The following is a 25,103-nucleotide window of genomic DNA, read 5'->3' on the forward strand; positions in this document are numbered from 1 at the left end:
TCGAACCGAGCCTCGCCGGGTCCGGTTCACTCAGGCCTGTCCGTGCGGCAGCGGTCGTCCGCCGGGCCTCGGTATCAGGCGTCGACGGTCTCCTCCTCGTCGCGGGCGGGAACGGCCTCGTCGTCCGGCAGGGCGAGGCGCGGATCAGGCCCGAGGAGCGTCTCCACCAAAGCGTCGATGCGGGCCGACACGCCCTCCTCCCGCAAGGCGTCCCGCACCAGGGCCCTCGCCTTCTGGAACGAGGCCCCCATGGGCAGCGCGACGGCGGCCGCCACCTCCTCCGCCACCGCACCTTCCGCCGCCAGCCCGGCATGGACCGCCTCGCGCGGGTCGAAGCGGGGGATCGGAAGCGTGAACATCAGCTTGTCGAAGTCCCGCGCGCCCTGCTCACCCCGGCTCTGCAGATGGGCGATGCGGATGCGAGCCGCCTCGCTGTTGAGGATGGCGATGAGGAAGCGGGCTTCGTCCTCGGAAGGAATGTCCGCCCAGTAGAGTTTGTGGTCGATGATTCCCCGGCGATCCCTGACGATACAGGCCGCGGGCCATAATCCGGCCTTGGCGAAGACCACGCGCTGATGCGCGACGGGGATCTGGCTCGACAGCTTCCCGTAATGGTCGAATTGCTGCTTGAGCGACACCTTCTCGGAGCCGAGCTCGGTCCAGAGCCGCTCCGCCTCGGCGAGCCATTTGGCGAGGCCGGGAAGGTTTCTTTCGCTGGCCTGTACCGAAGATAGGACCGTTCCCCCGGTGGTGGCCGGGACGATGCCTTCCGCTGGGGACAGGACACGAAACGGGGCGATCGACTCGCCGAGATAGACGGGACGCAGAAACGACGATTCGATCGAGCCGCGCAATCCGGTGACCGATTTCCACTCGCCCTTGCGCTCACGCTCCTCGCTGCAGACGATGGGCGAACTCGGGCTGACGCCGATCTTGCTGCCGCGAACGCGCGTCACCAGACACAGGATACGCGGATAGAGAGTCGCGCCGTTCCGGAACACGCCGCGATAGGGCGACCCGGCCTCGAAACTCGCCGCCACCGGCGCATCGGCCTGATCCTGCCGCAGGCAGCGATCCGCCACCTCCTCGGGTACGTCCTTGAAGGGAAGGCGCCCGGCGAAAGCCGTGACCCGCATGGGCGTCGGCCGGGCCTCCCCCGCCGTGACATCGGCGAACAGGACGCAGGTGGGAACCCTGAACAGGGGCGAGACAGCCTGATTGTCGAGAACCCAGGCGTCCGAGAACGCGACACGGACCTCGGTCCAGTCCCCGGTGCGGAAGGCGCGGAACTGGCCCCGGCTCATGGCGGCCAGCGGCAGCACCATGGCGACCCGCCCGCCCGGGCGGTCGCCCTCCGGCGGCCGGACATAGAGTTCCGCGGCGCGTGCGAAGAACAGGCCCGACAGATCGGTCTGCGTCACCAGCCGCGCCTCGTCGGGGCCGACCCAGATGCCGAGCCGTCGCGCGGTATCCCGGAACAGGGCCTGCAGGGCGGGCGCCATGTAGCGGTAGGACAGCCAGGGCGGGTTGCCGATGACGACATCGACCCTGGCGCCGTCCGAGAGCGCGACCGGGCGGCTGAGGTTGCGGGCGAAGAAGCCCCAGACATGGTCGCGCCCGGCCCGGCGCAGGCGGTCGTAGATCGTGAAGGTGGTGACGAGCGTCGCGTGCTGCTCCGCCGCGACGCCGAGCCCCGCGAGCCCGCGCGCGAAGGCGTCCGCCGTGCGGCCGGCCTCGCTGGCATCGTGCATGGCGGTGACGACGCGGTCGAACAGGGGCGGATCGGCACAGAGGCCGAGGGGAAAACGCAGGGTCGGCGCGCCTTTGCGGCCCTCGCGGGGGTCGCGCGGCACCTCGACCACGAGGTCGCTCTCGAACGCGTCGCGCTTCACGTTCCATTGCAGCGCATCGCCGAGATAGACCGGCAGGGAGATGTCGCCGCCTCGCCCCGGCAGGGCGTCGCCGAGCGCCAGCAAGTATGTGACGCGGGCGAAGATGACGGCCACCGGATGGACGTCCAGCCCCGTGACCGAGGCGCAGCAGCGCGACGCGATCTCGGTGAGCGGCACGCCCGCCGCGATCAGGGCCTCGCGCTTGAGGCGCACGGCGTGGAACAGGAAGCTGCCCGAGCCGCAGGCGGGATCGAGGCAGGTCTGCTCGGCCGGCCGGTCGAGGGCACGCCGCACCACCTTCCGGGCGAGCCAGTCGGGGGTGTAATATTCACCGAGATCGTGGCGCTGCGCCGGATCGATGAGGGATTCGTAGAGCACCTTCAGAAGGTCGACATCGACGCTGCCGAGGTCGAACCGGGCGGCATGCGCGGCCAGGCTGGCGACGATGGCCTCCCCGCCCGGCGCCTGGATCACCCAGCCGAAGAAATCCGTCTCCACCGCGCCGTGGACCCCCGCCTCGTGGAAGGCGCGCCCCGACAGCAGATCCTCGGGCGAGCGCCCGGTGGCGCCCATGGTTCCGGCGGCGATCGCCTTGGCGAGGATGACCAGGTAGGTGTGCTGGAGCCAGAGCGTGTCGTCGTCGATGGCCTTGCCGTAGACGAAGCCGAGATGGCGCGACCAGAGCTGCCGCTTCAGGACCGCCTCGGGGTCCGCCGCCAGCGCCTCCCAGGCCTTGGCGAGGAGGCCGAGGGTCCGCGCGAAGGCGGCGCTCTGGCGGCCGAGCTCGTTGGTGATCCCGGCCGCGTCCGCCGGCAGCCAGTCGAGGACGGCGATGACACCTTCGAGCCAGGCGGTGAGGCCACGGGCATCCGCCAGCCTCACCTCGTGCTCGGTGAGCCGCACCAGGACGCCCTCCCGCATCTCGTAGGCGACGAAGCAGGCGCCGTCGGTGGCGAGCCCCACGTAACGCTGACCGGTGGCCCCCTCGCGTTCGGGCAGGTAGCGGGTGAGCTGGGCCTCGGCCTCCTTGCCCTCCCGGCGCAGGTCGGACTTGATCTCGATGATCGTCCGGCCGAGCAGGGCATCGAGACGGCCCCTAACCTCAGGTATCTTTCTCTCGAAGAAGATCTGCTCGCTCTTGGCGCCCAGCGCCTCGGTCAGCAGGCGGTAGAGCAGCGCCCTGACCTTCTCATGTCCCGGACGGATCGAGAGTTCCGCGACGATCGCGCTCAGGGAATCACCGTCGATCGACATCCACGCCTCCTCAGGAGAGAAGAGCGGGTTAGTATACCTCAGGTTGTCCATCAAGGGTCGAGCGCACGATGTCTGTGGGGAGGCCGCACTTGCCGAGGGGCGAAGAGCGAAGGGCGAAGCGCGGAGAGGCGATCGAGGATGGCGAGGTGAGCCTGGAGGAAACCCGTCGCGGGTACGTCCTGAATTCCGCACGGACCGGAACCGCCATGAACTCGCGGCACCGTGGAAGGTCGCGCCTGATCTTTGATGAGAATTTGCGCAGGATTGATACCAAATTACCCAGTCGCGCGGGATGAACCGAAGGCTTGATCAAGGAAACGGACGCTAAGTTCCGGCTGTAAAGAGGCTGCCGACCGGGCCCGGCTTCCGGTCGCCCGGACCGACAGGCTCGCAAGGCTCGCATGAGGGTTTCATGGTCAGGTCGATCGTCGGCGGATGGCTCGGCAGGACCGGTCGGCGGCGGGAAGAGAACCCGCTTGCGGCCGGGATGCTGTCGCACGACCTCGGCGCGGTGCTCGCCTTCCTGAACGCGATTTCGCGTGCCTGCACCAACGCGCCGACGCCGGAAACCGCTATCGTCGATTGCCTCGCCATCGTCGGCCGCTTCACCGAATGGCCGATCGCCCATGCCTACCGACGCATGGATCAGGACGGCGTGGACGCGGGTGGAATGGGCGCCGCGGGCGGAATGGTCTCGATGAGGGCGTGGTACCTCGCCCCGTCCGACGAGCCGGGGCGGGCGGACGCCTTCGTCGCAAGTTCGGAGCGGGCGGTCTTCGCCCCCGGCCAAGGGCTGGTGGGGCGCGTCTGCGCGGAGGGACGCGCGATCTCCTGCGAGGACGTGACGGTTGTGCCCGGCTTCGTCCGGGCGACGGCGGCGCGGGAAAACGGCGTACGCGGCTGCTTCATGTTCCCGGTCCGCATCGGCGACCGGGTCGAGATCGTGCTGGAATTCTTCTCCCGCGAGAAGGCGGAGTTGAGCGAAGCCCTGCTCGAACTGATGGCCTACGTGGCCGACCGCCTCGCCATCACGATCACCGACCATGCCCAGCGCGAGCGCGTCCGCTCGCTCATGGCGGCCCTCGACGGGATCGCCTCCGGGCTCGCGGACACGACGATGCAGGTGGAGGCGGGCGCCCGCACGGTCCTCGCCGTGGCCGAGACCGTGGACGAGAGCCGCGCCCAGGCGGACCGGGCGAACCTCGCCGCCTCCCGCGACATCGACGGCGTGTCGGATGCCGCTCAGGGCCTCGTCGCGCTCTCGCGCGAGGCGAGCGCCCATGCCGGGCAGGTCGAGATCATCGCCGACCGGACGGGCGGCATCCTGGATCAGGCGGTGGACGTCTTCTCCGAACTCCAGGAGCGAATCGCCGGTATCGGGCAGATCAGCGACCTCATCGGCACCATCGCTGCCCAGACCAACCTCCTGGCCCTCAACGCCACGATCGAGGCGGCCCGCGCGGGCAACGCCGGACGTGGCTTCTCGGTGGTGGCCGCGGAGGTGAAGGACCTCTCGAACCGGGTCAGCACCGCCACAGCCGAGATCTCGCAGCAGATCGGTCGCCTCAGGGAGGTCGCCGCCCAATCGACCGCCTCCCTCGCCTCGGTGCGGAACGAGGTGACATCCGTCCGCGTCAGCGCTGCCGACATTTCCCGCGTCAGCGCCTCCCACCAGGAGGCTGCGGGCGGCATCGCCGAAGGCGTGTCGCGGGTGCGCGGCACGATCCTCGAAGCGACCCGCCACCTCGACGCCCTGCGCGCCACGACCGAGGAGGCGCTGGCCTCGTCACAGGCCCTCGGGGCGACCTCCGGCCACCTGCGCGACCAAGGTCGCGACCTCGGCGAAGCGACGCGGCAACTGGCCGTCTCGGCCCGTTGAAGGCCTGTGCTGGGATCGCGGTCCCAACCGCTCCGCATCGACCGGGGGTGGTGATGCGCTCTGTCAGGCGCCCGCCAGACGAAAGCTCGCCTGCCGCCGGTCCGCCTCCCCGCGACGGCGCTCGACGCAGCGGGTCTGATTGCGGCCGTTGGCCTTGGCCTCGTAGAGGGCCGCATCGGCGAGACTGTACAGGTCCGATGGCGCCAGGGGATCGGTCGCGGGCGCGCCCATGGTCGCGACGCCGATGCTCACGGTCACCGATCCGGCTTCGATCCCGGCCGCCTCCACCGACAGAAGCGCCACCCTGGCATGGACCCGTTCGGCGATGCGCAGGGCTTCGTCCTTGTCGCCGTCCTGCAGCAGGATCACGAATTCCTCGCCGCCCACCCGGCAGACGATGTCGGCGGGCCGGTGGATGCTCTCCAGCAGGCACCGGGCGAGGCCGCGCAGCACGTCGTCACCCACCGCATGCCCGTAGCGGTCGTTGAAACGCTTGAAGTGGTCGGCATCGATGGCCAGAAGTGCGAAGGGACGGGTCGCGAGGGCGGCGTCGCTGCGCAGGGCGGCCAGGGCCTCCTCGAACCGGCGGCGATTGGGCAGGCCGGTCAACGCATCGGTGCGCGACTGGCGGGCGAGTTCGATCTGCATCGCGGTGCGCCGCTCCAACTCCCGGCCGAACAGGAGCGAGAGGCCGATGGTCAGGCCGCACAGCACCACCACGATGGCGCTGATGACGATCGCCTTCGCGCGCCATTCGGCCTCGATCTCGTTCACCGCCAGGGCGACGTTGAGGATCAGCGGCAAGGTCGCGACCTGCGTGAAGGCATAGTTCCGCTCGACCCCGTCGCGGGCGGATGGGGCGACGAAGCTGCCGCTGCCCTCCCGCACGAATCGTTGCAGATTGGACGAGCCGGCGATGCTCAGCCCGATTTGGGAATCGATATACGGGTAGCGCATAATGCGCGTGCCATCGCGCAGGTACAGGTTGATCGCGCCCTCGCTGCCGAGGCCGAGGCGATCGAACAGCCGCGTGAAATACGACAGCTTGAGCGTGCCCAGCACCACCCCGCCGAAGGACCCGTCCGGCTTGTCGACACGGCGGCTCAGCACCATCACACGAGCGCCGGTCAGGCGCGACAGCAGCGGCCGGCTGATGAGGAGGCCGAGGCCGGCCCGGGCTTTGTGGGCCTGAAAATAGTCGCGGTCGAAATTGTTGACGGGGCGCGCCGGGATGGCCTGGCCGTCGAGGATACTGTCGCCCTTCTCGTCGAGGACGAGGATCACGCCGATATCCTGCGCGGTGGTGGCCCGGTCGAACAGGATCAGCTGACGCAGGTCGGGCGAGAGATTGGCCAGAGCGGGCAGTTTCAGGTTCTCGATGACGCCCTGCAGCGAGAGATCGATGATCTCGATGTTGCGGGCGATGTCGCGTTCGATGACCTGCAGCAGGTTCTGGGAGGTCTGCTCGGCCTTCTCCCAGGCATCCTGCCGGAGGTCGAGCAACATGATGGCCGACACGACGAGCATGCCCACAGGCGCCAGGATTCCGAAGGCGATCCACGTATGCGCCGACTGGAACCTGCGAGCGAGTCGTCGCACCAGGATCATCTCACCCCCTCCCAAGCCCCCTCGGGGTCTTGGTTCTGACAACGCCGCCCTCGCTCCCGCCAGGACGCCGTCCCTGTCACGATACCTAGGACGAGGCATCGTAAGCCGGATGTCTTAAGGCCAGGTTGCCGAACCCGGCAGCGCTACCTGGGGTTGAAAACAGACGGTGCCCCGCCTCCGGCCTTCCTCAATCGTCCATCTTCAGCGCGGCGATGAACGCCTCCTGCGGGATCTCCACGCGGCCGAACTGGCGCATCTTCTTCTTGCCCTCCTTCTGCTTGTCGAGGAGCTTGCGCTTGCGCGAGATGTCGCCGCCGTAGCACTTGGCGGTGACGTCCTTGGAGAGGGCCTTGATGGTCTCGCGGGCGATGATCTTGCCGCCGAGCGCCGCCTGGACCGGGATCTGGAACAGGTGGCGGGGGATCAGGTCCTTCAGCTTCTCGCACATGGCCCGGCCGCGATGCTCGGCGCGGCTGCGGTGGACCAGCATCGAGAGGGCGTCCACCGGCTCGGCATTGACGAGGATCGACATCTTCACGAGGTCGCCCTCGCGATAATCCGAGATGTGGTAGTCGAACGAGGCGTAGCCCTTCGAGATCGATTTCAGGCGGTCGTAGAAGTCGAACACCACCTCGTTCAAGGGCAGGTCGTACACCACCATGGCGCGCTTGCCGACGTAGTTGAGGTCGACCTGGGTGCCGCGCCGGTCCTGGCAGAGCTTGAGCACGCCGCCGAGATACTCGTCGGGGGTGAGGATGGTGGCCCGGATCCAGGGCTCCTCGATGGCGGTGATCTTCATCACGTCCGGCATGTCGGCCGGGTTGTGCAGCTCCTTGATCGTCCCGTCGGTCATCTGCAGGCGATAGACCACGGAAGGGGCCGTGGAGATCAGGTCGAGGTTGAACTCGCGCTCCAGGCGCTCCTGGATGATCTCGAGATGCAGCAGCCCGAGGAAGCCGCAGCGGAAGCCGAAGCCGAGCGCCGCCGAGGTCTCCATCTCGTAGGAGAAGCTCGCATCGTTGAGGCGCAGCTTGCTCATGGCGCTGCGCAGGGTCTCGAACTCGGCGGCATCCACCGGAAAGAGCCCGCAGAACACGACCGACTGCACGTCCTTGAAGCCCGGCAGCATCTCCTTGCAGGGGCGCTTGTCTTCCGTGAGCGTGTCGCCCACGCGGGTGTCGGCGACCTCCTTGATCGAGCCGGTGAAGAAGCCGACCTCGCCGGGGCCGAGCTCGCCGATATCGGCCATCTTCGGGCGGAACACGCCGATCTTGTCGACGCCGTGCACGGCGTCGGCCCGCATCATGCGGATGTTCATGCCCTTCTTGAGCACGCCGTCGACGATGCGCACCAGCACGACGACGCCGAGATAGACGTCGTACCAGCTGTCCACCAGCAGGGCCTTGAGGGGCGCGTCGCGGTCGCCCTTGGGCGGCGGCAGGCGCTTGACGATGGCCTCCAGCACCGCCTCGATGTTGAGGCCGCTCTTCGCCGAGATCGCCACCGCCTCGGAGGCGTCGATGCCGATCACTTCCTCGATCTGGGCACGGATGCGCTCGGGCTCGGCGGCCGGCAGGTCGATCTTGTTGAGGACGGGCACGATCTCGTGGTTGGCGTCGAGCGCCTGGTAGACGTTGGCCAGCGTCTGCGCCTCGACGCCCTGGGACGCGTCCACCACCAGCAGCGAGCCCTCGCAGGCCGCGAGCGAGCGCGAGACCTCGTAGGCGAAGTCGACGTGGCCGGGGGTGTCCATCAGGTTGAGGACGTAGTTCTTGCCGTCCTCCGCCTTGTATTCGAGGCGCACGGTCTGCGCCTTGATGGTGATGCCGCGCTCCTTCTCGATGTCCATGGAGTCGAGCATCTGCTCGCTCATGTCACGGAGCGCCACCGTGCCGGTGGTCTGAATCAGCCGATCCGCCAGCGTCGACTTGCCGTGGTCGATATGCGCGACGATGGAAAAATTACGGATGTTGTCGATGGGGACGGTGGTCATCGAGGGGTCTGTCTCCGGCGCGGTCGCGGTCCGTCGGCGTAAGGACGGGCCCGGCGCACGGCTTTTCGGTGTGTGGACGCGTGTCGGGAGATAGCAGTGTGGCCCCGGCACGCCAAGCGGAGCCGCGTCAGCACGTGGTCGCGCCCTGTAGCGGAGGGCGTGACAGCTCTCAGAGCAAAGCCACCGTCTGGCGGATCTCGGGCATGGTCGGCCCGGTGATCTCGTGGACCATGCGGTTCATCAGGTCGCGGGCGACGCGGCATCGCCCCTCGGCCTCGTCGCGCGCGGCACCGGGGGAAAGCGCGGCGAGCGTCCGGTAGGCCTTGGCGAGGTCGCGGAATCCGGTCCTGTCGGCCTCGGCGGCGAGTGATTCCGCATCGGCCGCGCCCGGGTCCACCGCGGAATGGTCGAGGCGCCGGACGAAGGCGCGCACCGCCTCGCGGGCCGCCTCCGCGCCGATCTCGGCGATCAGGGCGTCGAAGGCCGCCCGGTCGAAGATCGGCGGCCGTTCCGGCATCGGCATGCTCTCGTCCCGCTCCCGCAGCACGATGGAAGAGATCTGCTCGGCCACCGCCCGCGACAGGGTCGGGAGATCGAACGGCTTGCCGAGATAGCCGTTGGCGCCGGCTCCCGTGAGGTCCCGGACCCGGTCCGGCATCAGATTGGCGCTCATGGCCACGATCGGCACCCGGCGCGCCGGGTGCTGCAGGGAGCGGATGCGCCGGATGGCCGTGGTCCCGTCCATTCCGGGCAGCGACACATCCATGAGGACGAGGTCGTAGGCGCTGGCCTGGACCGCGCGGATGCCCGCCTCTCCGTCGGCGACCATGTCGACGCCGTAGCCCAGACGATGCAGCATCGCCTGGACGACCTCCCGGTTGATCGGGTTGTCCTCCACCACGAGGATGCGGCCCGCCCCGGTCGCGGCCGGGCTGGGGACCGGGGCGGCGTCTGTCAGGACGGGCGCCGGCGCCAGGGAGAGGGAGAGCCGGTAGGCCGCCGTCTCGCCCTGCGGTGTGCTCCTGTCGATGCGCCCGCCACCCATCAGGCCGACGAGGCGCTGGGCGATGATGAAACCGAGGCCGCTGCCATCGAGAGCCACGGTGCGGGACGCGGCCTGTTCCGGGTCTTCGTCGGCCTGCGCGGTGACGGAGACGCGCCAGCGCTCGACGGGCTCGCCGCCGCGCGGACCCTGCAGCGCGAGGGCGACGCTGCCCCGGCGCAGCGTGCCGATGGCGTCCTGGAGCAGGTTGAGGAGGATCTGCCTCAGGCGGCGCTCGTCGCCGAGGACGTGGCGGGAGCCTTCGCAGGTGACGGTCACGTCGATCGCGACACCCCTCGCCTCGGCCATGGGCCGCACCAGATCGGCCGCCCCCCTCACCAGGGCGGGAAAGTCGAGGGGGACACGGTCGAGGCGCAGGTCGCCCTGCCCGGCCCGGGCATAGTCGAGAACATCGTCCACCGTGCCGATGAGCGAATCGGTGGCCGCCCCGACGAGGGCGAGATAGCGGACCTGATCGGTCGAGAGCCCGGTCGTGTGTGCGAGGAGGTCGGTGAAGCCCTTGATCGTCGTCAGGGGGGTCCGGATCTCGTGGCTCACGAGGCCCATGAACTCGGATTTCGCCCGGCTCGCATTCTCGGCCTTGGCCTGGGCCAGTTCGGCGGCGTCGCGGGCCATGCGCAGCTCGTCGGCCTGATCCTGCCGCTTCGTCACGTCCCGCAGGGTGGAGATCACGTTGGGGTCCCCCGGCTCCGCCGAGGTGAGAAGGTCGTTGACCGCCTCGATCCAGATGCAGCGGCCATCCGCATGGCGCATCCGGAACAGGGAGACGATGCTCGGCCGGTCGGGGCCGAGGCGGGCATCCGCGGCCGAGAAGGCGGCCAGGTCGTCGGGGTGGATGCGCGCGCGCGGATCGAAATCCGGCCCTTCCGTACCGAACAGCGCCGCTCCGGAGGGCGACACATAGGCGATGCGCCAATCGGCATGGCGCAGGATGACGACGTCGGTCATGGTCTCGGCGAGGAGCTGGTAATGCTCCTGGCTCGCCGCGAGCTCACGACCGCGCTCGGCCACCCGGACCTCCAGGAGGGCGTTGGCCTCCGCGATGGTGGCGCGCTGCTCGGCCGAGACGCGGGCTGCCGTCACGAGGGCCAGGCCGATCTGGTTCACCTCGCGGATCTGGCTGGAGGGCGGCTCGACGGTCTCGCCCCGCCCGATCGCCTTGACGGCCCGCCGCAGCGCTCGCACCGCCTTCGCCACCTGACGGGCATAAAGCCAGGCGACGATCCCGCCGCTGCCCAGCAGCGCGAAGGCGAGAAGGGCCAGGATCACGAGGGACCGCCGCAGGGGAACCTCGAACGCGTCCCGGTCCAGCCCGGTCACCACCGTCCAGTCGGAGACGCCGGAGCGATGGCGGAACTCCATGACGCTCGCTTCCGCCTTCTCCCAATCCTCCAGCAGCTGGAGCTTCGACATGGGTGGAAACGGGCTGCCGGCCGGCGATGCGGACGGTTTCGGCACATCGCTCGTTCGCGCGATCACGTGTTGCGCGCCATCGACGAAGACGGCCGCGAACGAATCGTCGATCGCCGCCTGGGCGATCAGCGGGGCGAAGTGATCCACCCGCACGGCGACGGAGACGTACATGTCCGGTGGGCCGCCGCGCAGGACCGGGGCGCAGATCAGGATGATGTCGGCCCCGGTCACCGCGCTCTTGACGGCCGACGAGATGACCGGAAGCCGGGTGGCGAGCAGCGCCGCGACGATGTCGGGCCGGGGAGAGGTCGGCATGGGCTGACCGGCGGGCACACGCGTATTCACGATGTGGCGGCCGTCGAAGCGGGTAAGGGACACGGTGAACTCGGTGGTGTCCACCAGCGCCCGGCCCTGGGCGTCGAACCGCGCCCAATCCTGGGCGTCGATGGAGGGCGAGGTCGCCAGGGTCCTGGCCATCGCGCTCATCTCGGAGAGATCGCGGTCGAGGCGCTCGCGGAGGTGGTCTCCGGTGAGCTGCCCCATCGTCTGCAGGCGAGCGCGTTCCGCCGCGACATACCAATCCGTGGTGATGACGGTGAGCACCATGAGAGGAAGCGCGATGGCCAGGGCAAAGACCATCATGGTCGCCACGGCCGAGTGTTGCCTCCGCTCTCTGCCTCCGATCACCGCTCGCCACCCTGCCGATGGGCGTCCCGACGGGAGGCCTGCCTCGCCTCACCTAAACGCGGAGTCGTTTCGATTGCGTAGCGGCAGGCCCGTCGCTTGCGTGGCGGAAGGCCCGGTTCAACCGCCGCTCGGAACCGGGCCGCGATCCTCCTCCGCGCCGCGGGCCTTCGCGGCCATCTCCACCAGGACCTTGCGCAGGCTGCCCATGTCGGTGACCGGCGCGGGGTAGCGGATGCGCGCGGTCCGGTCGCCGGCCAGGAGGTCCATCCCCTCGGGATCGAGGCCGGTCAGGCGCCAGGGTCCGTCGCCGCCGCCCTCGCCCTTCGCGTAGAGGGCGAGGGCGTCGGCATGGTCGGCATTCATGTGCTCCACCGCCCCGCGCTCGCCGGCGATCAGGGCCTCGGCCCCCGACAGGTCGAGGCGGAGTTCGGCGGGCGTCAGCGTGGCCGCCTTGGCAAAGCCCCCGTTGAGATGCCCGGCGCTGGGTTCGAGGGCGAAGAAGCCGAAATCGGGGAAGTCCGCATAGAGCTTCGCCTTCGGGTGGCGGGCGACGAAGCGCTCGCGGATGCGCGGCTCCGTGGTCCGGCTGACGCGGCCGGTGACGGTGAGCCGGGGATGGGCCAGGGGATCGCCCTTGCCGCCGGCGCTGAACAGCAGCGAGGCGCGGGGATCGGCCAGGAGGTTGCGCGTATGGGCCGAGAGGCGCGAGAGCAGCATCAGGGGCGTGCCGTCCACATCCGTGGCGATCGTCACCAGCGAGGCGAAGGGCGTCCCGTCCTGGGCGTCGAGGCTCGCCAGCGCCCCGGAGCGGATGCTGCGCAAGAGATGCCGGGCGAGGCCGATCGCATCGAACGGGGCCTCGGAGGCCGGGAGCGGTGCGGCGGGCCCCCGCCGCTGCGGCGGTGCCTCTCCCGCCTCGCCCCGACCCTCTTCGATCCGGTTTCCGTCAGCCATGGTGCACCCTGCCCTCAAGAGGTCTCGGACCGGACTTTTCGACCGCCGGCCTTCATTCAGAATCGCGATGATAGGGGTACTGGGACCGCTTACGCGAGGCCGCCGGACTGCGGCACGACGGCCTCAGTCAAGCGTCAAACCGATCTATCCACCGAGCAAGCTCGCTTTTTTCAACCGAAGTCTTTACACAGCCTGACTCTCCGCGCGAATGCGACCCTGCTTCTCGAATGGTTCGCCAGCGCGTCTTGCCGGCCCTCGTCTTCGGAGGGCGGGATGCGGAGACGACATGAGCGAACTGACGTCCGCGAAGGCCGCATCCGAGCAACAGGGAACGCGAAATGCCCACCATCGCCCTCGTGGACGACGATAGAAACATCCTCACCTCCGTCTCGATCGCCCTCGAGACCGAAGGCTACCGGATCCAGACCTATACCGACGGCGCCTCGGCCCTTGACGGGCTGAAACACTCCCCGCCCGACCTCGCGATCTTCGACATCAAGATGCCGCGCATGGACGGGATGGAGCTGCTGCGCCGCCTGCGCCAGAAATCCGACCTGCCGGTGATCTTCCTCACCTCGAAGGACGAGGAGATCGACGAATTGTTCGGCCTCAAGATGGGTGCCGACGACTTCATCCATAAGCCGTTCTCGCAGCGCCTCCTGGTGGAGCGGGTGAAGGCCGTGCTGCGCCGCTTCGCCCCCAAGGACGGGCCGGGCGCCGCCGCGCGCGAGGCCGATGCCGCCGCCCGCTCCCTGGAGCGCGGCCTGCTGATGATGGACCCGGAGCGGCACACCTGCACCTGGAAGGGCGAGGCCGTCACCCTCACGGTGACCGAGTTCCTCATCCTGCAGGCCCTGGCCCACCGGCCCGGCGTCGTGAAGAGCCGCAACGCCCTGATGGATGCGGCCTATGACGACCAGGTCTATGTCGACGACCGCACCATCGACAGCCACATCAAGCGCCTGCGCAAGAAGTTCAAAGTGGTCGACACCAATTTCGACATGATCGAAACCCTGTACGGGGTCGGCTACCGCTTCAAGGAAGGCTGAGCGCGGCGCACGGACGCCGAACTCCCGCCCGCCCGGCACCGCCACGCGCCGCCCGCTCGAACGGAAGAGTTTCGCCGTCGCGCGGCGGTGGTTTCGGGCATTCCGTGGCGGTGCTTTTGCTGCAACGATGGCGCCCATTCCGGGCCGACTCTCCAACCTCGGACGATCGTGGATTCCCAAGACCAAGCCGACGCCCCGCAACGCGGCCTCCTGGCCCTGCCGCGCACGATCTGGCGCGGCATCGGCCAGCGCGCCTCGTCGAGCCTGACCCGCCGGATCGTCGTCCTCAACCTCGTCGGGCTGATCGCCCTGCTGTTCGGCTTCCTCTACCTGAACCAGTTCCGGCAGGGGCTGATCCAGGCGCGGGTGCAGAGCCTGTTGATCCAGGGCGAGATCATCGCCGGTGCGATCTCCTCCTCGGCCTCGGTGGATACCGATGCGATCCGCATCGACCCCGACAAGCTGCTCCAATTGCAGGCCGGCGAAGGCGGTGCGGGCGACGACAACCCCTCCCCGCTCACCTTCTCCCTCAACCCCGAGCGGGTGGCGCCGCTCCTGCGCCGCCTCATTACACCGACGGGCAACCGGGCGCGGGTCTACGACCAGGATGGCGGCCTGCTGTTCGACACCCGCACGCTCTCGGCCCGCGGCGAGATGGGCCGCAGCGACGGCATCGTCGTTAGGAGCAAGCGCAACCTGCTGGAACAGGCCTGGGAATTCATCCAGGCGAAGCTGTTCGGCACCGCTCGGACGCCGGTTCTGGAGGAAGTCGGACCGGCGAGCGGCCACAGTCTGAAGGAAGTCCAGGTCGCCCTCGGCGGCGCCCGCGGCACCCTCGTCCGCCGCAACGAGGCCGGCGAGACGAACGTCTCCGTAGCGGTTCCGATCCTACGGTCAGGCACGGTCCGAGGCGCCCTGATGCTCTCGACGCAAGGCGGCGACATCGATCGGGTCATCGCCTCCGAGCGGTTCGGCCTGCTCCAGGTCTTCCTCATCGCCGCCTCCGTCATGCTGGTCCTGTCGATCCTGCTGGCCGGCGCCATCGCCGGACCGGTCCGGCGACTCGCCGACGCCGCCGAGAAGGTCCGCCTCGGCATCAAGTCACGGGAAGAAATCCCCGACTTTACCGGCAGGACCGACGAGATCGGCCACCTGTCAGGCGCCCTGCGGGACATGACCCAGGCCCTCTATCGGCGCATCGACGCCATCGAGAGCTTTGCCGCCGATGTCAGCCACGAACTGAAGAACCCCCTCACCTCCCTGCGCAGTGCTGTCGAGACACTGCCCCTCGCCAAGACCGACGATTCCCGCTCGCGCCTGCTCGCCATCATCCAGCACGACGTGAAGCGCCTCGACCGCCTCATCAGCGACATCTCGGACGCCTCGCGTCTAGACGCGGAACTCGCCCGCGCCGAGGCGCGCAAGGTGGATCTGCACAAACTGATGACCACGGTGGTCTCCGTCGCCAACGAGCGCCGACGCCCGAAGGACGCCCTCATCCAATTCGACGTGGACACGCCCCCCGGCGATGTGGAGGCGCCCTTCATGATCTTCGGGCATGACAGCCGGCTCGGTCAGGTCGTCAACAACCTCCTGGACAACGCCCGCTCGTTCTCGCCCCCGGACGCCAAGGTGCGGGTGGCCCTGCGCCGGGTCCGCGGCGATGTGGAACTGATCGTCGAGGACGAGGGGCCCGGCATCCCCGAACATGCCCTGGAGCGGATCTTCGAGCGCTTCTACACCGACCGGCCGGAGCAGGGGTTCGGTCAGAATTCCGGTCTCGGCCTGTCGATCTCGCGCCAGATCGTCCAGGCCCATCGGGGCACCATCAGAGCGGAAAACCGCCCCGGCCCGGCTGACGAGGAGGGCGAGGCAACGGTGCGCGGCGCGCGGTTCGTCGTGCGCCTCCCCGCCGCTTCCCGCTAGACGAGCCCGCCCGTGGAACGGCCAACTTCCTCGCGGGCTGTCACGATCCACGCCACCTGCCTCGTCATGGGAGAGGCGGGGCTTCTCATCAGGGGCGAATCGGGGGCCGGTAAATCGAGCTTGGCCCTCGCCCTTCTCGACCGGGCTCGGCAGAACGGCTCCTATGCCGCGTTGGTCGGCGACGACCGTATCGGGCTCGATCGGCATCACGACCGCATCGTCGCGCACGGTCATCCGGCCCTGCATGGCCTCATCGAAGTCCGGGGCCTGGGCCTCGCACGCGCACTCCCTCTGGCGGATGCGGTGGTGATCCGGCTCGTCGTCGATCTCGTCGAGACGCTGCCTCGGTTGCCCGAAGCGCCCGTCAATTCCGTCGATCTCATCGGCGTGGCGATTCGCCGAATCATGCTGGACCGCAGCATTCGCGACCGGGGGCTGGCGCCGGGAATTGTCCTCGATACCCTATTCGAGCAGGCGAGCGTTGCCCCATGGACGCACCTCAGCACCGTCTCATGCGAATTCGGCTCTCCCATGTAGCGTGGCGACGACCCACATGACATGATCAGGGGGCTAGGAGGCGTGAGAACGCAACTCTCGTCTTGCGCCCGACCTTGCGCTGCACAAAATGGCGGCTCCCACTGGGTGTCGGAACACGTGTCTATGATTGGAATGGTGCTCGTCACCCACGGGCTGCTCGCCACGGAGTTCAAGGCTGCCCTTGAACATGTGGTCGGTCCGCAAAAGCAGATCGAGACGATCACGATCGGTCCCGAGGACGATATGGAGCTGCGCAGGCTCGACATCGTCTCCGCCGTGGATCGCGTCGATTCCGGTAAAGGCGTCGTCGTGCTAACCGACATGTTCGGCGGGACGCCGTCGAATCTGGCCCTTTCCTGCATGAATGGCGGGACTGTCGAGGTCGTGGCCGGTATCAACCTCCCGATGCTGATCAAGCTTGCCAGCGTGCGCGACGCAGAGCCCCTGGGCGATGCGGTGCTGCATGCCCAGGAAGCGGGTCGTAAGTACATCAACGTCGCGTCTCGCGTCCTCGCCGGCAAATAACACTTCCGCGAGACGATCGGACTTTCCCAAACATCCCTTGTCGGCTTATCAGGCAAGCGTGGCGATTTCGCGCGGCCTTTCCTCGGCGTGGCCGTGCCATCACTGAACGAGGATCGGACCGGTCGCCTCGGGCTTACCGTTGGCGCACCGGCGACAGGGACGGCACAGGCCCATGAGCGACTCTTACGACGATGATGCCGAGGCCGAAGTCCCGGTCCCCGATGGCGGCCACCTGAAGGTTCTCCCGGTCATCAACCGGCGAGGCCTGCATGCGCGGGCCTCGGCCAAGTTCGTGCAGACCGTGGAGAAGTTCGAGGCCGCAGTGACGGTGACGCGCTCCGGAGAAACCGTCGGCGGGCGTTCGATCATGGGGCTGCTCACCCTCGGTGCGGCACAAGGTACCTCGATTACCGTGGTGGCATCGGGTAGCGATGCCGAGGCGTGCCTGGCGGCCATCACAGACCTTCTCGCCAACAAGTTCGGCGAGGACGAGTAGGGCCCGCTCCGAGAGACCGACGTCGATTCTCGAGGCGATCGACGTCGCGGGTCCCGCACTCGGCATCAACTGGGCCGGACGATCCGGCGGATCGCGTCAGGCCGCTCGCGCTTCGGCCTGGCGCCACACGATCGAGCCTGGACCGGCGCCGAGGCGCAGGGCAGCCGCGACTATGACGCCGTCCTTGCGCGCGAAATCGACGCTGGTCTGGCGACGCTGGGCGAAGCGCCGCGTGACCACCCTGACCATGGACGAGGCGGACGGATCCGCGACGATGGGGTTTCCAGACACCTGCGCATCGAAAGAGAGATAGGCTTCGACGGCATCGCGAATGCTGCGGGGTTCGGTGATGCGCTCGATCTCAACGCCATCACGGGCCCAAGGTCCGACAAGGCGGATGCTGACTCGATCCCTCGCCGGAACGACCTCCGCAGGCACCGGCTGTGCGAGAAGGGCCGCCTGTTTCGGTGCAGGCGCGGCCGGAGACGGCACCATGATCAGGGTCGAGCGGGGATGGACCGCCTTGATCGCGGCCCGCAACGCGGCCTCGACCTCATCGAGGAAGCCGGGTTCGATGGTGGGCGCGAGAACCGGACCGGGCGGATACCAGGCCTGTACCCGACCATTGCCCCACAGGCCGTGCGGCATGGCGAGTGGAATGACGCCGCGCAGGCGAGCGCGCTCGCCCGACCCGCTCCAGGCAAAGGCAAAGACCAAGTCACGGCCGCCGGACTGGTGCACGGCAGCCGTGAGCAGGTAGTCGGGATCCGCGTAGATCGGTTCCGGCCAGCGGATGCGAGTGAGCAATGCACGCCACGCCTCGGCTTCGATCGGCTCCACCAGGTTGGGCCGCCGCAGGTCGATGTGCCACTCCGCCGGTTCGTGATCCGCCCCGATGCTACCCGCCTCTATGAGCAGCCCGCCCTCAATGATGCTCAGCCCCTGTTTCATTCGGCGATCCCGCTACCGATCCGTCCCGAAACGGGACAGAATTCTTCGCCTCGCGGCGAAGCATGGTATATAGAATCAAATCGAATGCCGCCCGATTATTCCTGAAACGGGACGGTCTTGGCAGAGATTTCTGGTGGATCAGGCCCCTGGGATCGCCAATGGGTTGGCGGTCAGGGCTGCGGCATCGGGCGCATCAATTCTCGGCCGTCCGAGGAAGGCATCCCATAAGCCGGTGACGAAGGCGGGCTCCAGATCGCGCACGATCAGGACGAGACGCGAGCGATGGTCCTCGTCGGGCCAAGCGGCGAGTTGGACCGGCATGTGGATCACGTGCTGGACACCGTGAACCACCATGGGACGATCCGGCTCGTCGGCAAGCGCGACGAGCCCCTTCAAGCGCAGGAGCTTGGGGCCATGTCCGGAGCGCAGCAGGTCGAGGAACATCTCGAAAGCCGCCCGCTTTACCGGCACGTCGCTGGTGAGTGTGAAAGCGCGGATCGCGGCATCGTGCCGGTTCACGTCGTGATGGTGGTGGCCATGATGGGAATCGTGATCCGGGAAGGCTTCAGCGCCGAGCCAGGCCCGGACCTCCTCGCTCTTGCCATCGAGGCCGAAGAACCCGCCAAGCAGATCGGTCGGAGCGATGTCGGGGCCGTGGATCGGCGCCATCGGGTTCACGGCATGAAGCCGGGCGCGTAAGGCTTCGCTGCCACCCGAGAGGAGATCCTCCTTCGCGAGAATGAGCTGGTCGGCTACGGCGACCTGGCGCAGGGCTTCGGGATGAACGTCGATTGTGGCTGCGCCGTTGATCGCGTCCACAACCGTGACGACCGCCTGCAGCCTGTACCGCATGGCGAGATAGGGGTGATAGATCAGGGCATGGAGGATCGGAGCCGGGTCGGCGAGGCCCGTCGTCTCGATGACGACCCGGCGGAACGGCGCGATCCGTCCGTTGTCGCGTTTGCGCAGCAGATCCTCGAGGGTAGCGATGAGGTCGCCGCGCACGGTGCAGCACAAGCACCCGGCGCCGAGAAGGATCATGTCCTCGTCCACCGTCTCGATCAGCAGGTGATCGAGACCGATCTCGCCGAACTCGTTGACGATGACCACGGTGTCCGACAGGGCCGGATCGCGCAGCATGCGATTGAGGAGCGTGGTCTTCCCGGCCCCGAGGAAGCCGGTGAGGACCGTTAGCGGGATCGGCTCGGGACGACGGGAAGCGGTGTCTACCGGAGCGGTCGAGAAAGGATTCGGCATGAACCCGCCCTACCCCGGCAACGCCGCCGGCTCAATCCTCGGCCGAACTGGCAGCGGACGTCTTATTGTTACCGGACGTCCTGGTGGCGCTCTTTGCAGGATTGACGCCAGGCTTTGCACTGGGCTTGGCCTCAGCCTTCGCCGCGGGCTTATCCGACGTCTTTTGGCCCGGCTTTGCAACGGCTTTTCCAGCAGGCTTTTTCCCGGCCTCAGCCTTGGTCGACGGCTTTCCGCCCCCTGCGATGACAGGCGTCATTTCCACCGGAGCGTAGGCGCTGGCGCTGGCAGGCACGGCGACCTTTCCACTCGGAGCCTTTGACTTCGCGTCCGGCCTAGTGAGCCTGGATGCTTCGCGCTTGGCGTTCGCAGCCTCGACCTTGGCCTTGCGGAGTTCGGCGAGCTTGGCGGCCTTTTCGGCTTTCTCCGCCTCGGCCTGCTCGTTCAGGGCAATGGCACCTTCGGCCGGATCGCGGCCGATCCAGACCAGGATGGGCTGCAGCGGGGCGCGCGGCGGCAGGGCGCGGCCCTTCATCGAGCCATTGTTCAGCGTCGCGAAGGCCAGGGCCGAGCCCACCGGTGCCGCGGCGGCCAGGATCGAAGCGTTCTCGTTGCCGGCCTGCGAGGCGATGGCCCCCGGCCCTTCGTCGACCGGCATCGGCCTACGCTTGTCGCAGATATAGGGACGCATATCCGGCGGCTCGGAGATGGACGAGGATGGCAGCGCATCGAGCGTCTGGGCGGTCCAGCCGGCGGACTGGCTGAACCCGTGGTCGAACAGGTCGGCGGCCTTCAGGTCGCGCTCGCGCGCACTCGGCTGGCCCATCACAACAGTGATGAGACGGCGGCCGTTGCGAGTGGCGCTCGCCACCACGTTGAATCCACCCGCACAGATGAATCCGGTCTTCATGCCGTCGGCCCCGGCATAGCGCCCGAGCAGACCGTTATGGTTCGCCATGATCGACTTGCCGAACTGGATGGCGCTTATGGAGAATAGCGCGCGGCTCTCGGGAAAATCGCGGATCAGCGCTCGTCCGAGCACTGCCATGTCGCGGGCCGAGGTCCATTGCCGCGCATCGGGCAGGCCGTTCGGATTGGTCCAGCGGCTTTCATGCATGCCGATTCGGGCGGAAGTCTCGTTCATGATGGCGGCGAAGCCTTCGACCGAGCCGCCGAGATTTTCGCCGATCGCCCAGGCCACGTCGTTCGCCGACTTGACCATGATGATCTTCAGGGCGTTGTCGAGGGTCAGCTTCGTACCCGGCCGGAACCCCATCTTCGAAGGCGGCTCCGCGGCCGCGGCGGGCGAGATCGTGATGAGGGAATCGAGGGAGACCTTACCCTGCCGCACCATGTCCAGGGCGACGTAGGCGGTCATCAGCTTGGTTATGGAGGCGGGGAACCACGGGTCGGTGGCGCCCTGGGCGTAGACGACCTTGCCCGAATCGACCTCGACCACCAGGATAGGCGACGTCACCGCGCCGGCCGCACCTGATCCGAGAAGTCCCGCCGCGACCGCTAGACCAAGGACAACGCGGCTCAACACTCGGTTCGACATCGGGCCTGTCTCGGCTGGGAACGCTCCGACGCCATAACGGCCGGTGCGTCCGGAAAAAGTTAGCGCAACGGCCGAGCTTTGGCGAGGGCTGCCAATCGTCGATCGTCCTCTCGACCGTTCCCCATAGGAGAGATCCGGCAAGGGTATCAACGCCGTTTCCGTGGCAACAGCATGGCGGCGCAGCCAGGATCATGGTGCGCCGCACGGTTGGCATGAAACGACGTTGCCGTAAGTGCATGGATGTGTTGGGCCTTGCGCCATGGCCTCGGAGCGGCGGTGAGTCTATGGGCTGTCTCACCGCGTTCAGGCGCTGAGGATGGCCGTTCGCCATCGCGGGACGGAATTCCATACGGGTTCCACAAGGAGATCGGCCGAGGAATCGATGGCTTACGCGGTCAAGGAACTCTTCCATACCCTTCAGGGTGAAGGGGCCCAAGCGGGCCGCGCCGCGGTGTTCTGCCGGTTCTCCGGCTGCAATCTCTGGTCCGGCCGCGAAGAGGACCGCGCCACGGCCGCCTGCACCTTCTGCGACACGGATTTCATCGGCATGGACGGCGAGGGCGGCGGACGCTTCTCGACGCCGGAGGCTTTGGCCGACGCCATCGCCGCCACCTGGGAGGGCGGCGCCTCCCATCATTACGTGGTGTTCACTGGCGGCGAACCGTTGCTGCAGCTCGACCCCGCACTTATCGCGGCGGTGCATGCGCGCGGCTTCGAGATCGCGGTGGAGACCAACGGCACCTTGGCGGCCCCCGAGGGGATCGACTGGATCTGCGTGAGCCCGAAGGCGGGCAACGCCCTCGTCCAGACTACGGGCCACGAACTGAAACTCGTCTATCCGCAGGCTGCGGCGATGCCCGATCTGTTTGCCGCCCTCGGCTTCCGCCACCATTGGCTCCAGCCCATGGACGGGCCGGACCGGGTTGCCCATACGCAGGCTGCGGTGGAGTATTGCCGTCGAGACGCGCGCTGGCGGCTGTCGCTCCAGACCCACAAGATCATCGGTATTCCGTAATCCCGAACCGGTCACGTCAGCGCGTGAAGAACCCCAGAGTCAGTCGATGAAGATCACCCAAGCCTTTACCTTCGAGGCGGCGCACCGCCTGCCCAACGTGCCGGAGACCCATCGCTGCCATCGCATGCATGGGCATTCCTACCGGGTCGAGCTGACGATCTCGGGGGAGGTCGATGCCGAAACCGGCTGGGTCATCGACTTCTTCGATGTGGAGCATGCCTTCGCGCCGATCCTGCTCCAGCTCGACCATTACTGCCTCAACGAGATCGAGGGGCTCGAGAACCCCACTGCAGAGAACATCGCGGCCTGGATCTGGCATCGGACGAAGCCGGCTCTGCCCGGCCTATCTTCGGTCAAGGTGTTGGAGACCCCGATGTCCTGGGCAGAATACGAAGGCTGACGATGAACGACGAAGGCGCCCTGGTCCTGTTTTCCGGCGGGCAGGATTCCACGACCTGCCTAGCCTGGGCACTGGAGCGGTTCCCGCGGGTGGAAACCCTCGGCTTCGACTACAACCAGCGCCACAAGGTCGAGCTCGACCGGCGGGCGACCTTGCGCCAGAGCATGGCCGGCATGAAGTCAGGCTGGTTCCGACGTCTCGGCCGCGACCACACGATTTCGCTCGATGCGCTGGGAAAGGTGTCGGAAACCGCCCTCACCCGCACCACCGAGATCGCCTTCGAAGCGGGGGGGCTGCCCAACACCTTCGTGCCCGGCCGAAACATCATCTTCCTCACCTTCGCCGCCGCTCTCGCCTACCGGCGATCCCTCGGCCACATCATCGGCGGCATGTGCGAGACGGATTATTCCGGCTATCCCGATTGCCGCGACGATACGATCAAGGCGCTTCAGGTGGCCCTCAATCTCGGCATGGACAGACGCTTCGTACTCCACACCCCGCTGATGTGGATCGATAAGGCCGAGACTTGGAAACTCGCGGAGGATCTCGGTGGTCCGCCGCTGGTCGACCTCATCGTCGAGGACACCCATACCTGCTACCTCGGCGAGCGTGGCCAGCGCCATGCCTGGGGTTATGGCTGCGGCACCTGCCCCGCCTGCGACTTGCGCGCGAAGGGCCATGCGAAATTCGTGGCCGAGGCGGTGGCGAACGCTGCCCGTCCGTCCGGTGACCTCACCGCCCCCCAATCGCCTGAAGCTTGAACTGGCGAAATCAGTCCCAACCAGGACTATGGTCACCAGCCTTCCTAGACTTCAACCGTGACGCCATAGAATTCGCGGGGCAATTGACAGTCAATCCATCATCCGCAAAAGATATCCGGTGCCACTGCAGCACCGGAGGGTGCCTTGCTGGAAATCATATTTTGGATCTCCGCCCTTGTGTCCGTGTTCGGCAGCATTGGGTTGATATGTATATTTCTATGGCCCGAAAAACGCCAACGCATCGAATGGGATGACCATTCGACCAATTAGATCACAGACACGCAAGGGCCTGCTTCAAGGAAATCAACTTCACGGCAAGCGCACCACCAAGACAAAGTCGTGACGAAAGCGAAGGACATGACCGTGTCACGGCGGTGGGAAGCTACCGGGCACCCTTGGCGCCAAGGACGGCCGAGACCGTTGCGAGCAGGATGTATAAGTCGAGCCAGGGTGACCAGTTGCGGATGTAATAGGTGTCCTGGCTACGCTGGACCCCAAGATCTCCGTCGCTTCTCGACGAAATCTGCCATAGGCCAGTCAGCCCGGGCGGGACGCTGGTGCGAAGAGTTCGAAAATCGGAATCGAACCCGTCCATGTGATAGGCGGGAAATGGCCTCGGGCCGACGAGGCTCATATCGCCGCGCACGACATTCCAGAGCTGAGGCAGCTCATCCAGGCTCGTTCGCCGGATGAAGTTCCCGATCTTCGGCAAGATTCGCGGATCATCGGAGAGTTTGAAGAAGCGCCTCCATTCCTCGCGGGCGGCCGGGCAGGCTTCGAGATGGGCATGCAGCCGGCGCTCGGCGTCGGAATACATGGTCCGCAGCTTCAAGACCCTGATGGGTCGCCCGTCTCGTCCCACGCGGATCTGGACATAGAACGGGCTGCCGGGATCGAGTACACGGATCGTCGCGGCGAGGATCGCGATCACCGGCAGGGCGAGGATCAGGCCGATCCCTCCGAGCGTGCAGTCGATCACCCTCTTGAGGGCCAGGTTTCGCGACCGGTAAAGTTCGCGCCGGATCTCCAGGCCGATGGCGCTGCCGAGAGGCTGAACCTGGACCCACATGTTCTGCAACTCGTGGATCTGCTGAACCAGGACGGTGCGCGGAGCGGGAAGCTGGCCTGTGCCTTTCCCATCATACAGGGCAAGGGTCGCGCAGGACGAGAACAGCAAGACCTCCGCGGGCACCGCCGGGCTCTCGTCGATGCCGCCAAGGACGGGCAGTCCCTCCGTCCGGATCGACTCCTGTCCAGGCTCGACGAGGAAGCCCACCGGACGGAACCCCAATTCCGGCTGGGCGAGAAGCGTATTGGCCAGATCGCGTCCGGCAGTGTCGGCCCCCACGATCACGGTGAGAGCCCCCCAAAGCTTCCAGCGGATCAGTGCGCTCCTCAGCGCGGATTCACCATAGAACCCGATCACGATGAGGAGCGCCGACACCACCGCGATATCGGCGACGCCACGCGCGGATGTCCCGAGAGCGCTTGCGACCAGCAGGCAGCCGATCGCGTAGATTCCGATACCGAGAACGCGTAGCCGGAACCGCTCCGGCGGGCTCGGCCCGTAGCTGGAATAGAGCCCGAACGCCGCCAGGACGAACACAAGAGCAACCGGGGGAATCGGCACCGGGGTAGACGATCCAAGCCAATGCTCGGCAGGTAGCCAGCCGGTGATCAGTTGGGGAAACAGACCGGCCAATCCGGAAAAGAACAGGTCGCCTCCGACCAGAACGGCGGTGACGATTGCCCGCCGCCGTCCCGGCCGGAGTTCTGCTCGCACCGGCACGGTACGCTCGACCGTAGGGCCCACGAGAACGATGCTGTCGGTGGTGCTCATGGGAAGCCATTCCGGAAGCGCGAGGCCATGCTGGCCTTGGAACGAGAG

18 protein-coding genes are annotated in these 25,103 nt (G+C 67.4%); 9 read left to right on the plus strand and 9 right to left on the minus strand.

Annotation, left to right across the window (positions count from 1 at the left end; translation table 11 throughout):
* Positions 1-74: 74 nt before the first annotated feature.
* The gene (locus ASF32_RS01065; protein WP_056422360.1) at positions 75-3,146 is read right to left on the minus strand and encodes an N-6 DNA methylase; all 3,072 of its coding nucleotides are present in this window, start codon (positions 3,144-3,146) and stop codon (positions 75-77) included.
* Between the two features lie 412 nt (positions 3,147-3,558).
* Between ASF32_RS01065 and ASF32_RS01070 the strand changes: the two genes are divergently transcribed.
* Positions 3,559-5,025 (plus strand): methyl-accepting chemotaxis protein, encoded by a 1,467-nt coding sequence (locus ASF32_RS01070; protein ID WP_056422362.1) that lies wholly within the window; start codon positions 3,559-3,561, stop codon positions 5,023-5,025.
* A 63-nt stretch (positions 5,026-5,088) separates the two neighbouring features.
* Here ASF32_RS01070 and ASF32_RS01075 read toward each other — a convergent pair whose 3' ends face one another.
* The 4 genes from ASF32_RS01075 to ASF32_RS01090 form a co-directional block, all read right to left on the minus strand.
* On the minus strand, positions 5,089-6,633 hold the full coding sequence (locus ASF32_RS01075; protein WP_056422365.1) for a sensor domain-containing diguanylate cyclase: 1,545 nt from the start codon (positions 6,631-6,633) through the stop codon (positions 5,089-5,091).
* 187 nt (positions 6,634-6,820) lie between these two features.
* Complete coding sequence (gene lepA, locus ASF32_RS01080) at positions 6,821-8,626, minus strand: translation elongation factor 4 (RefSeq protein WP_056422367.1); 1,806 nt, start codon at positions 8,624-8,626, stop codon at positions 6,821-6,823.
* 169 nt (positions 8,627-8,795) lie between these two features.
* Positions 8,796-11,744 (minus strand): response regulator, encoded by a 2,949-nt coding sequence (locus tag ASF32_RS01085; protein ID WP_056422371.1) that lies wholly within the window; start codon positions 11,742-11,744, stop codon positions 8,796-8,798.
* 162 nt (positions 11,745-11,906) lie between these two features.
* Positions 11,907-12,743 (minus strand): DUF2470 domain-containing protein, encoded by an 837-nt coding sequence (locus ASF32_RS01090; RefSeq protein WP_082490343.1) that lies wholly within the window; start codon positions 12,741-12,743, stop codon positions 11,907-11,909.
* A gap of 338 nt (positions 12,744-13,081) precedes the next feature.
* Here ASF32_RS01090 and ASF32_RS01095 point away from each other — a divergent pair, with 338 nt between their 5' ends.
* The 5 genes from ASF32_RS01095 (at position 13,082) to ASF32_RS01115 (ending at position 17,276) form a co-directional block, all read left to right on the plus strand.
* Positions 13,082-13,792 carry a response regulator transcription factor gene (locus ASF32_RS01095; protein WP_018046124.1) on the plus strand — a complete coding sequence of 237 codons (711 nt, stop codon included), beginning with the start codon at positions 13,082-13,084 and terminating at the stop codon, positions 13,790-13,792.
* Positions 13,793-14,002: 210 nt separating this feature from the next.
* Positions 14,003-15,718, plus strand: coding sequence for a sensor histidine kinase (locus ASF32_RS01100; protein WP_210348443.1), 1,716 nt, complete (start codon positions 14,003-14,005; stop codon positions 15,716-15,718).
* A gap of 12 nt (positions 15,719-15,730) precedes the next feature.
* The gene (locus ASF32_RS01105; RefSeq protein WP_056422377.1) at positions 15,731-16,255 is read left to right on the plus strand and encodes an HPr kinase/phosphatase C-terminal domain-containing protein; all 525 of its coding nucleotides are present in this window, start codon (positions 15,731-15,733) and stop codon (positions 16,253-16,255) included.
* A 123-nt stretch (positions 16,256-16,378) separates the two neighbouring features.
* A complete protein-coding gene (locus ASF32_RS01110; RefSeq protein WP_026597351.1) occupies positions 16,379-16,780 on the plus strand; it encodes a PTS sugar transporter subunit IIA in 402 nt (133 codons plus the stop codon).
* Positions 16,781-16,952: 172 nt separating this feature from the next.
* A complete protein-coding gene (locus tag ASF32_RS01115) occupies positions 16,953-17,276 on the plus strand; it encodes an HPr family phosphocarrier protein (RefSeq protein WP_056422380.1) in 324 nt (107 codons plus the stop codon).
* Between the two features lie 96 nt (positions 17,277-17,372).
* On the opposite strand, the gene ASF32_RS01120 is transcribed toward ASF32_RS01115, so the two are convergent.
* The 3 genes from ASF32_RS01120 to ASF32_RS01130 all read right to left on the minus strand — a co-directional run bounded on the left by ASF32_RS01120 (position 17,373) and on the right by ASF32_RS01130 (position 21,039).
* Positions 17,373-18,227, minus strand: a complete 855-nt coding sequence (locus ASF32_RS01120; RefSeq protein WP_056422384.1) for a hypothetical protein — start codon at positions 18,225-18,227, stop codon at positions 17,373-17,375.
* Positions 18,228-18,365: 138 nt separating this feature from the next.
* Positions 18,366-19,484 (minus strand): GTP-binding protein, encoded by a 1,119-nt coding sequence (locus ASF32_RS01125; RefSeq protein WP_056422387.1) that lies wholly within the window; start codon positions 19,482-19,484, stop codon positions 18,366-18,368.
* A 31-nt stretch (positions 19,485-19,515) separates the two neighbouring features.
* The gene (locus ASF32_RS01130) at positions 19,516-21,039 is read right to left on the minus strand and encodes a D-alanyl-D-alanine carboxypeptidase family protein (protein WP_056422390.1); all 1,524 of its coding nucleotides are present in this window, start codon (positions 21,037-21,039) and stop codon (positions 19,516-19,518) included.
* A gap of 382 nt (positions 21,040-21,421) precedes the next feature.
* Between ASF32_RS01130 and queE the strand changes: the two genes are divergently transcribed.
* The 3 genes from queE to queC are packed head-to-tail and all read left to right on the plus strand — an operon-like array spanning position 21,422 to position 23,215.
* Positions 21,422-22,054: a 7-carboxy-7-deazaguanine synthase gene (queE, locus tag ASF32_RS01135; RefSeq protein WP_056422393.1), complete on the plus strand. Its 633-nt coding sequence runs from the start codon at positions 21,422-21,424 to the stop codon at positions 22,052-22,054.
* Positions 22,055-22,100: 46 nt separating this feature from the next.
* Positions 22,101-22,454 (plus strand): 6-carboxytetrahydropterin synthase QueD, encoded by a 354-nt coding sequence (gene queD / locus ASF32_RS01140; RefSeq protein ID WP_056422399.1) that lies wholly within the window; start codon positions 22,101-22,103, stop codon positions 22,452-22,454.
* Positions 22,455-22,456: 2 nt separating this feature from the next.
* The gene (gene queC, locus ASF32_RS01145; protein WP_056422403.1) at positions 22,457-23,215 is read left to right on the plus strand and encodes a 7-cyano-7-deazaguanine synthase QueC; all 759 of its coding nucleotides are present in this window, start codon (positions 22,457-22,459) and stop codon (positions 23,213-23,215) included.
* Positions 23,216-23,597: 382 nt separating this feature from the next.
* Here the strand turns inward: queC and ASF32_RS01150 are convergent, their stop codons facing one another.
* On the minus strand, positions 23,598-25,055 hold the full coding sequence (locus ASF32_RS01150) for a sugar transferase (protein ID WP_056423257.1): 1,458 nt from the start codon (positions 25,053-25,055) through the stop codon (positions 23,598-23,600).
* Between the last annotated feature and the right edge of the window lie 48 nt (positions 25,056-25,103).

This window comes from Methylobacterium sp. Leaf91 (genome assembly GCF_001422815.1).
Taxonomy (GTDB): Bacteria; Pseudomonadota; Alphaproteobacteria; order Rhizobiales; family Beijerinckiaceae; genus Methylobacterium.

Coding starts and splice junctions, on each gene's coding strand:
- ASF32_RS01065 (WP_056422360.1), bottom strand. CDS start 3,146: ATGTCGATCGACGGTGATTCCCTGAGCGCGATCGTCGCGGAACTCTCG.
- ASF32_RS01070 (WP_056422362.1), top strand. CDS start 3,559: ATGGTCAGGTCGATCGTCGGCGGATGGCTCGGCAGGACCGGTCGGCGG.
- ASF32_RS01075 (WP_056422365.1), bottom strand. CDS start 6,633: ATGATCCTGGTGCGACGACTCGCTCGCAGGTTCCAGTCGGCGCATACG.
- lepA (WP_056422367.1), bottom strand. CDS start 8,626: ATGACCACCGTCCCCATCGACAACATCCGTAATTTTTCCATCGTCGCG.
- ASF32_RS01085 (WP_056422371.1), bottom strand. CDS start 11,744: ATGATGGTCTTTGCCCTGGCCATCGCGCTTCCTCTCATGGTGCTCACC.
- ASF32_RS01090 (WP_082490343.1), bottom strand. CDS start 12,743: ATGGCTGACGGAAACCGGATCGAAGAGGGTCGGGGCGAGGCGGGAGAG.
- ASF32_RS01095 (WP_018046124.1), top strand. CDS start 13,082: ATGCCCACCATCGCCCTCGTGGACGACGATAGAAACATCCTCACCTCC.
- ASF32_RS01110 (WP_026597351.1), top strand. CDS start 16,379: ATGATTGGAATGGTGCTCGTCACCCACGGGCTGCTCGCCACGGAGTTC.
- ASF32_RS01115 (WP_056422380.1), top strand. CDS start 16,953: ATGAGCGACTCTTACGACGATGATGCCGAGGCCGAAGTCCCGGTCCCC.
- ASF32_RS01120 (WP_056422384.1), bottom strand. CDS start 18,227: ATGAAACAGGGGCTGAGCATCATTGAGGGCGGGCTGCTCATAGAGGCG.
- ASF32_RS01125 (WP_056422387.1), bottom strand. CDS start 19,484: ATGCCGAATCCTTTCTCGACCGCTCCGGTAGACACCGCTTCCCGTCGT.
- ASF32_RS01130 (WP_056422390.1), bottom strand. CDS start 21,039: ATGTCGAACCGAGTGTTGAGCCGCGTTGTCCTTGGTCTAGCGGTCGCG.
- queE (WP_056422393.1), top strand. CDS start 21,422: ATGGCTTACGCGGTCAAGGAACTCTTCCATACCCTTCAGGGTGAAGGG.
- queD (WP_056422399.1), top strand. CDS start 22,101: ATGAAGATCACCCAAGCCTTTACCTTCGAGGCGGCGCACCGCCTGCCC.
- queC (WP_056422403.1), top strand. CDS start 22,457: ATGAACGACGAAGGCGCCCTGGTCCTGTTTTCCGGCGGGCAGGATTCC.
- ASF32_RS01150 (WP_056423257.1), bottom strand. CDS start 25,055: ATGAGCACCACCGACAGCATCGTTCTCGTGGGCCCTACGGTCGAGCGT.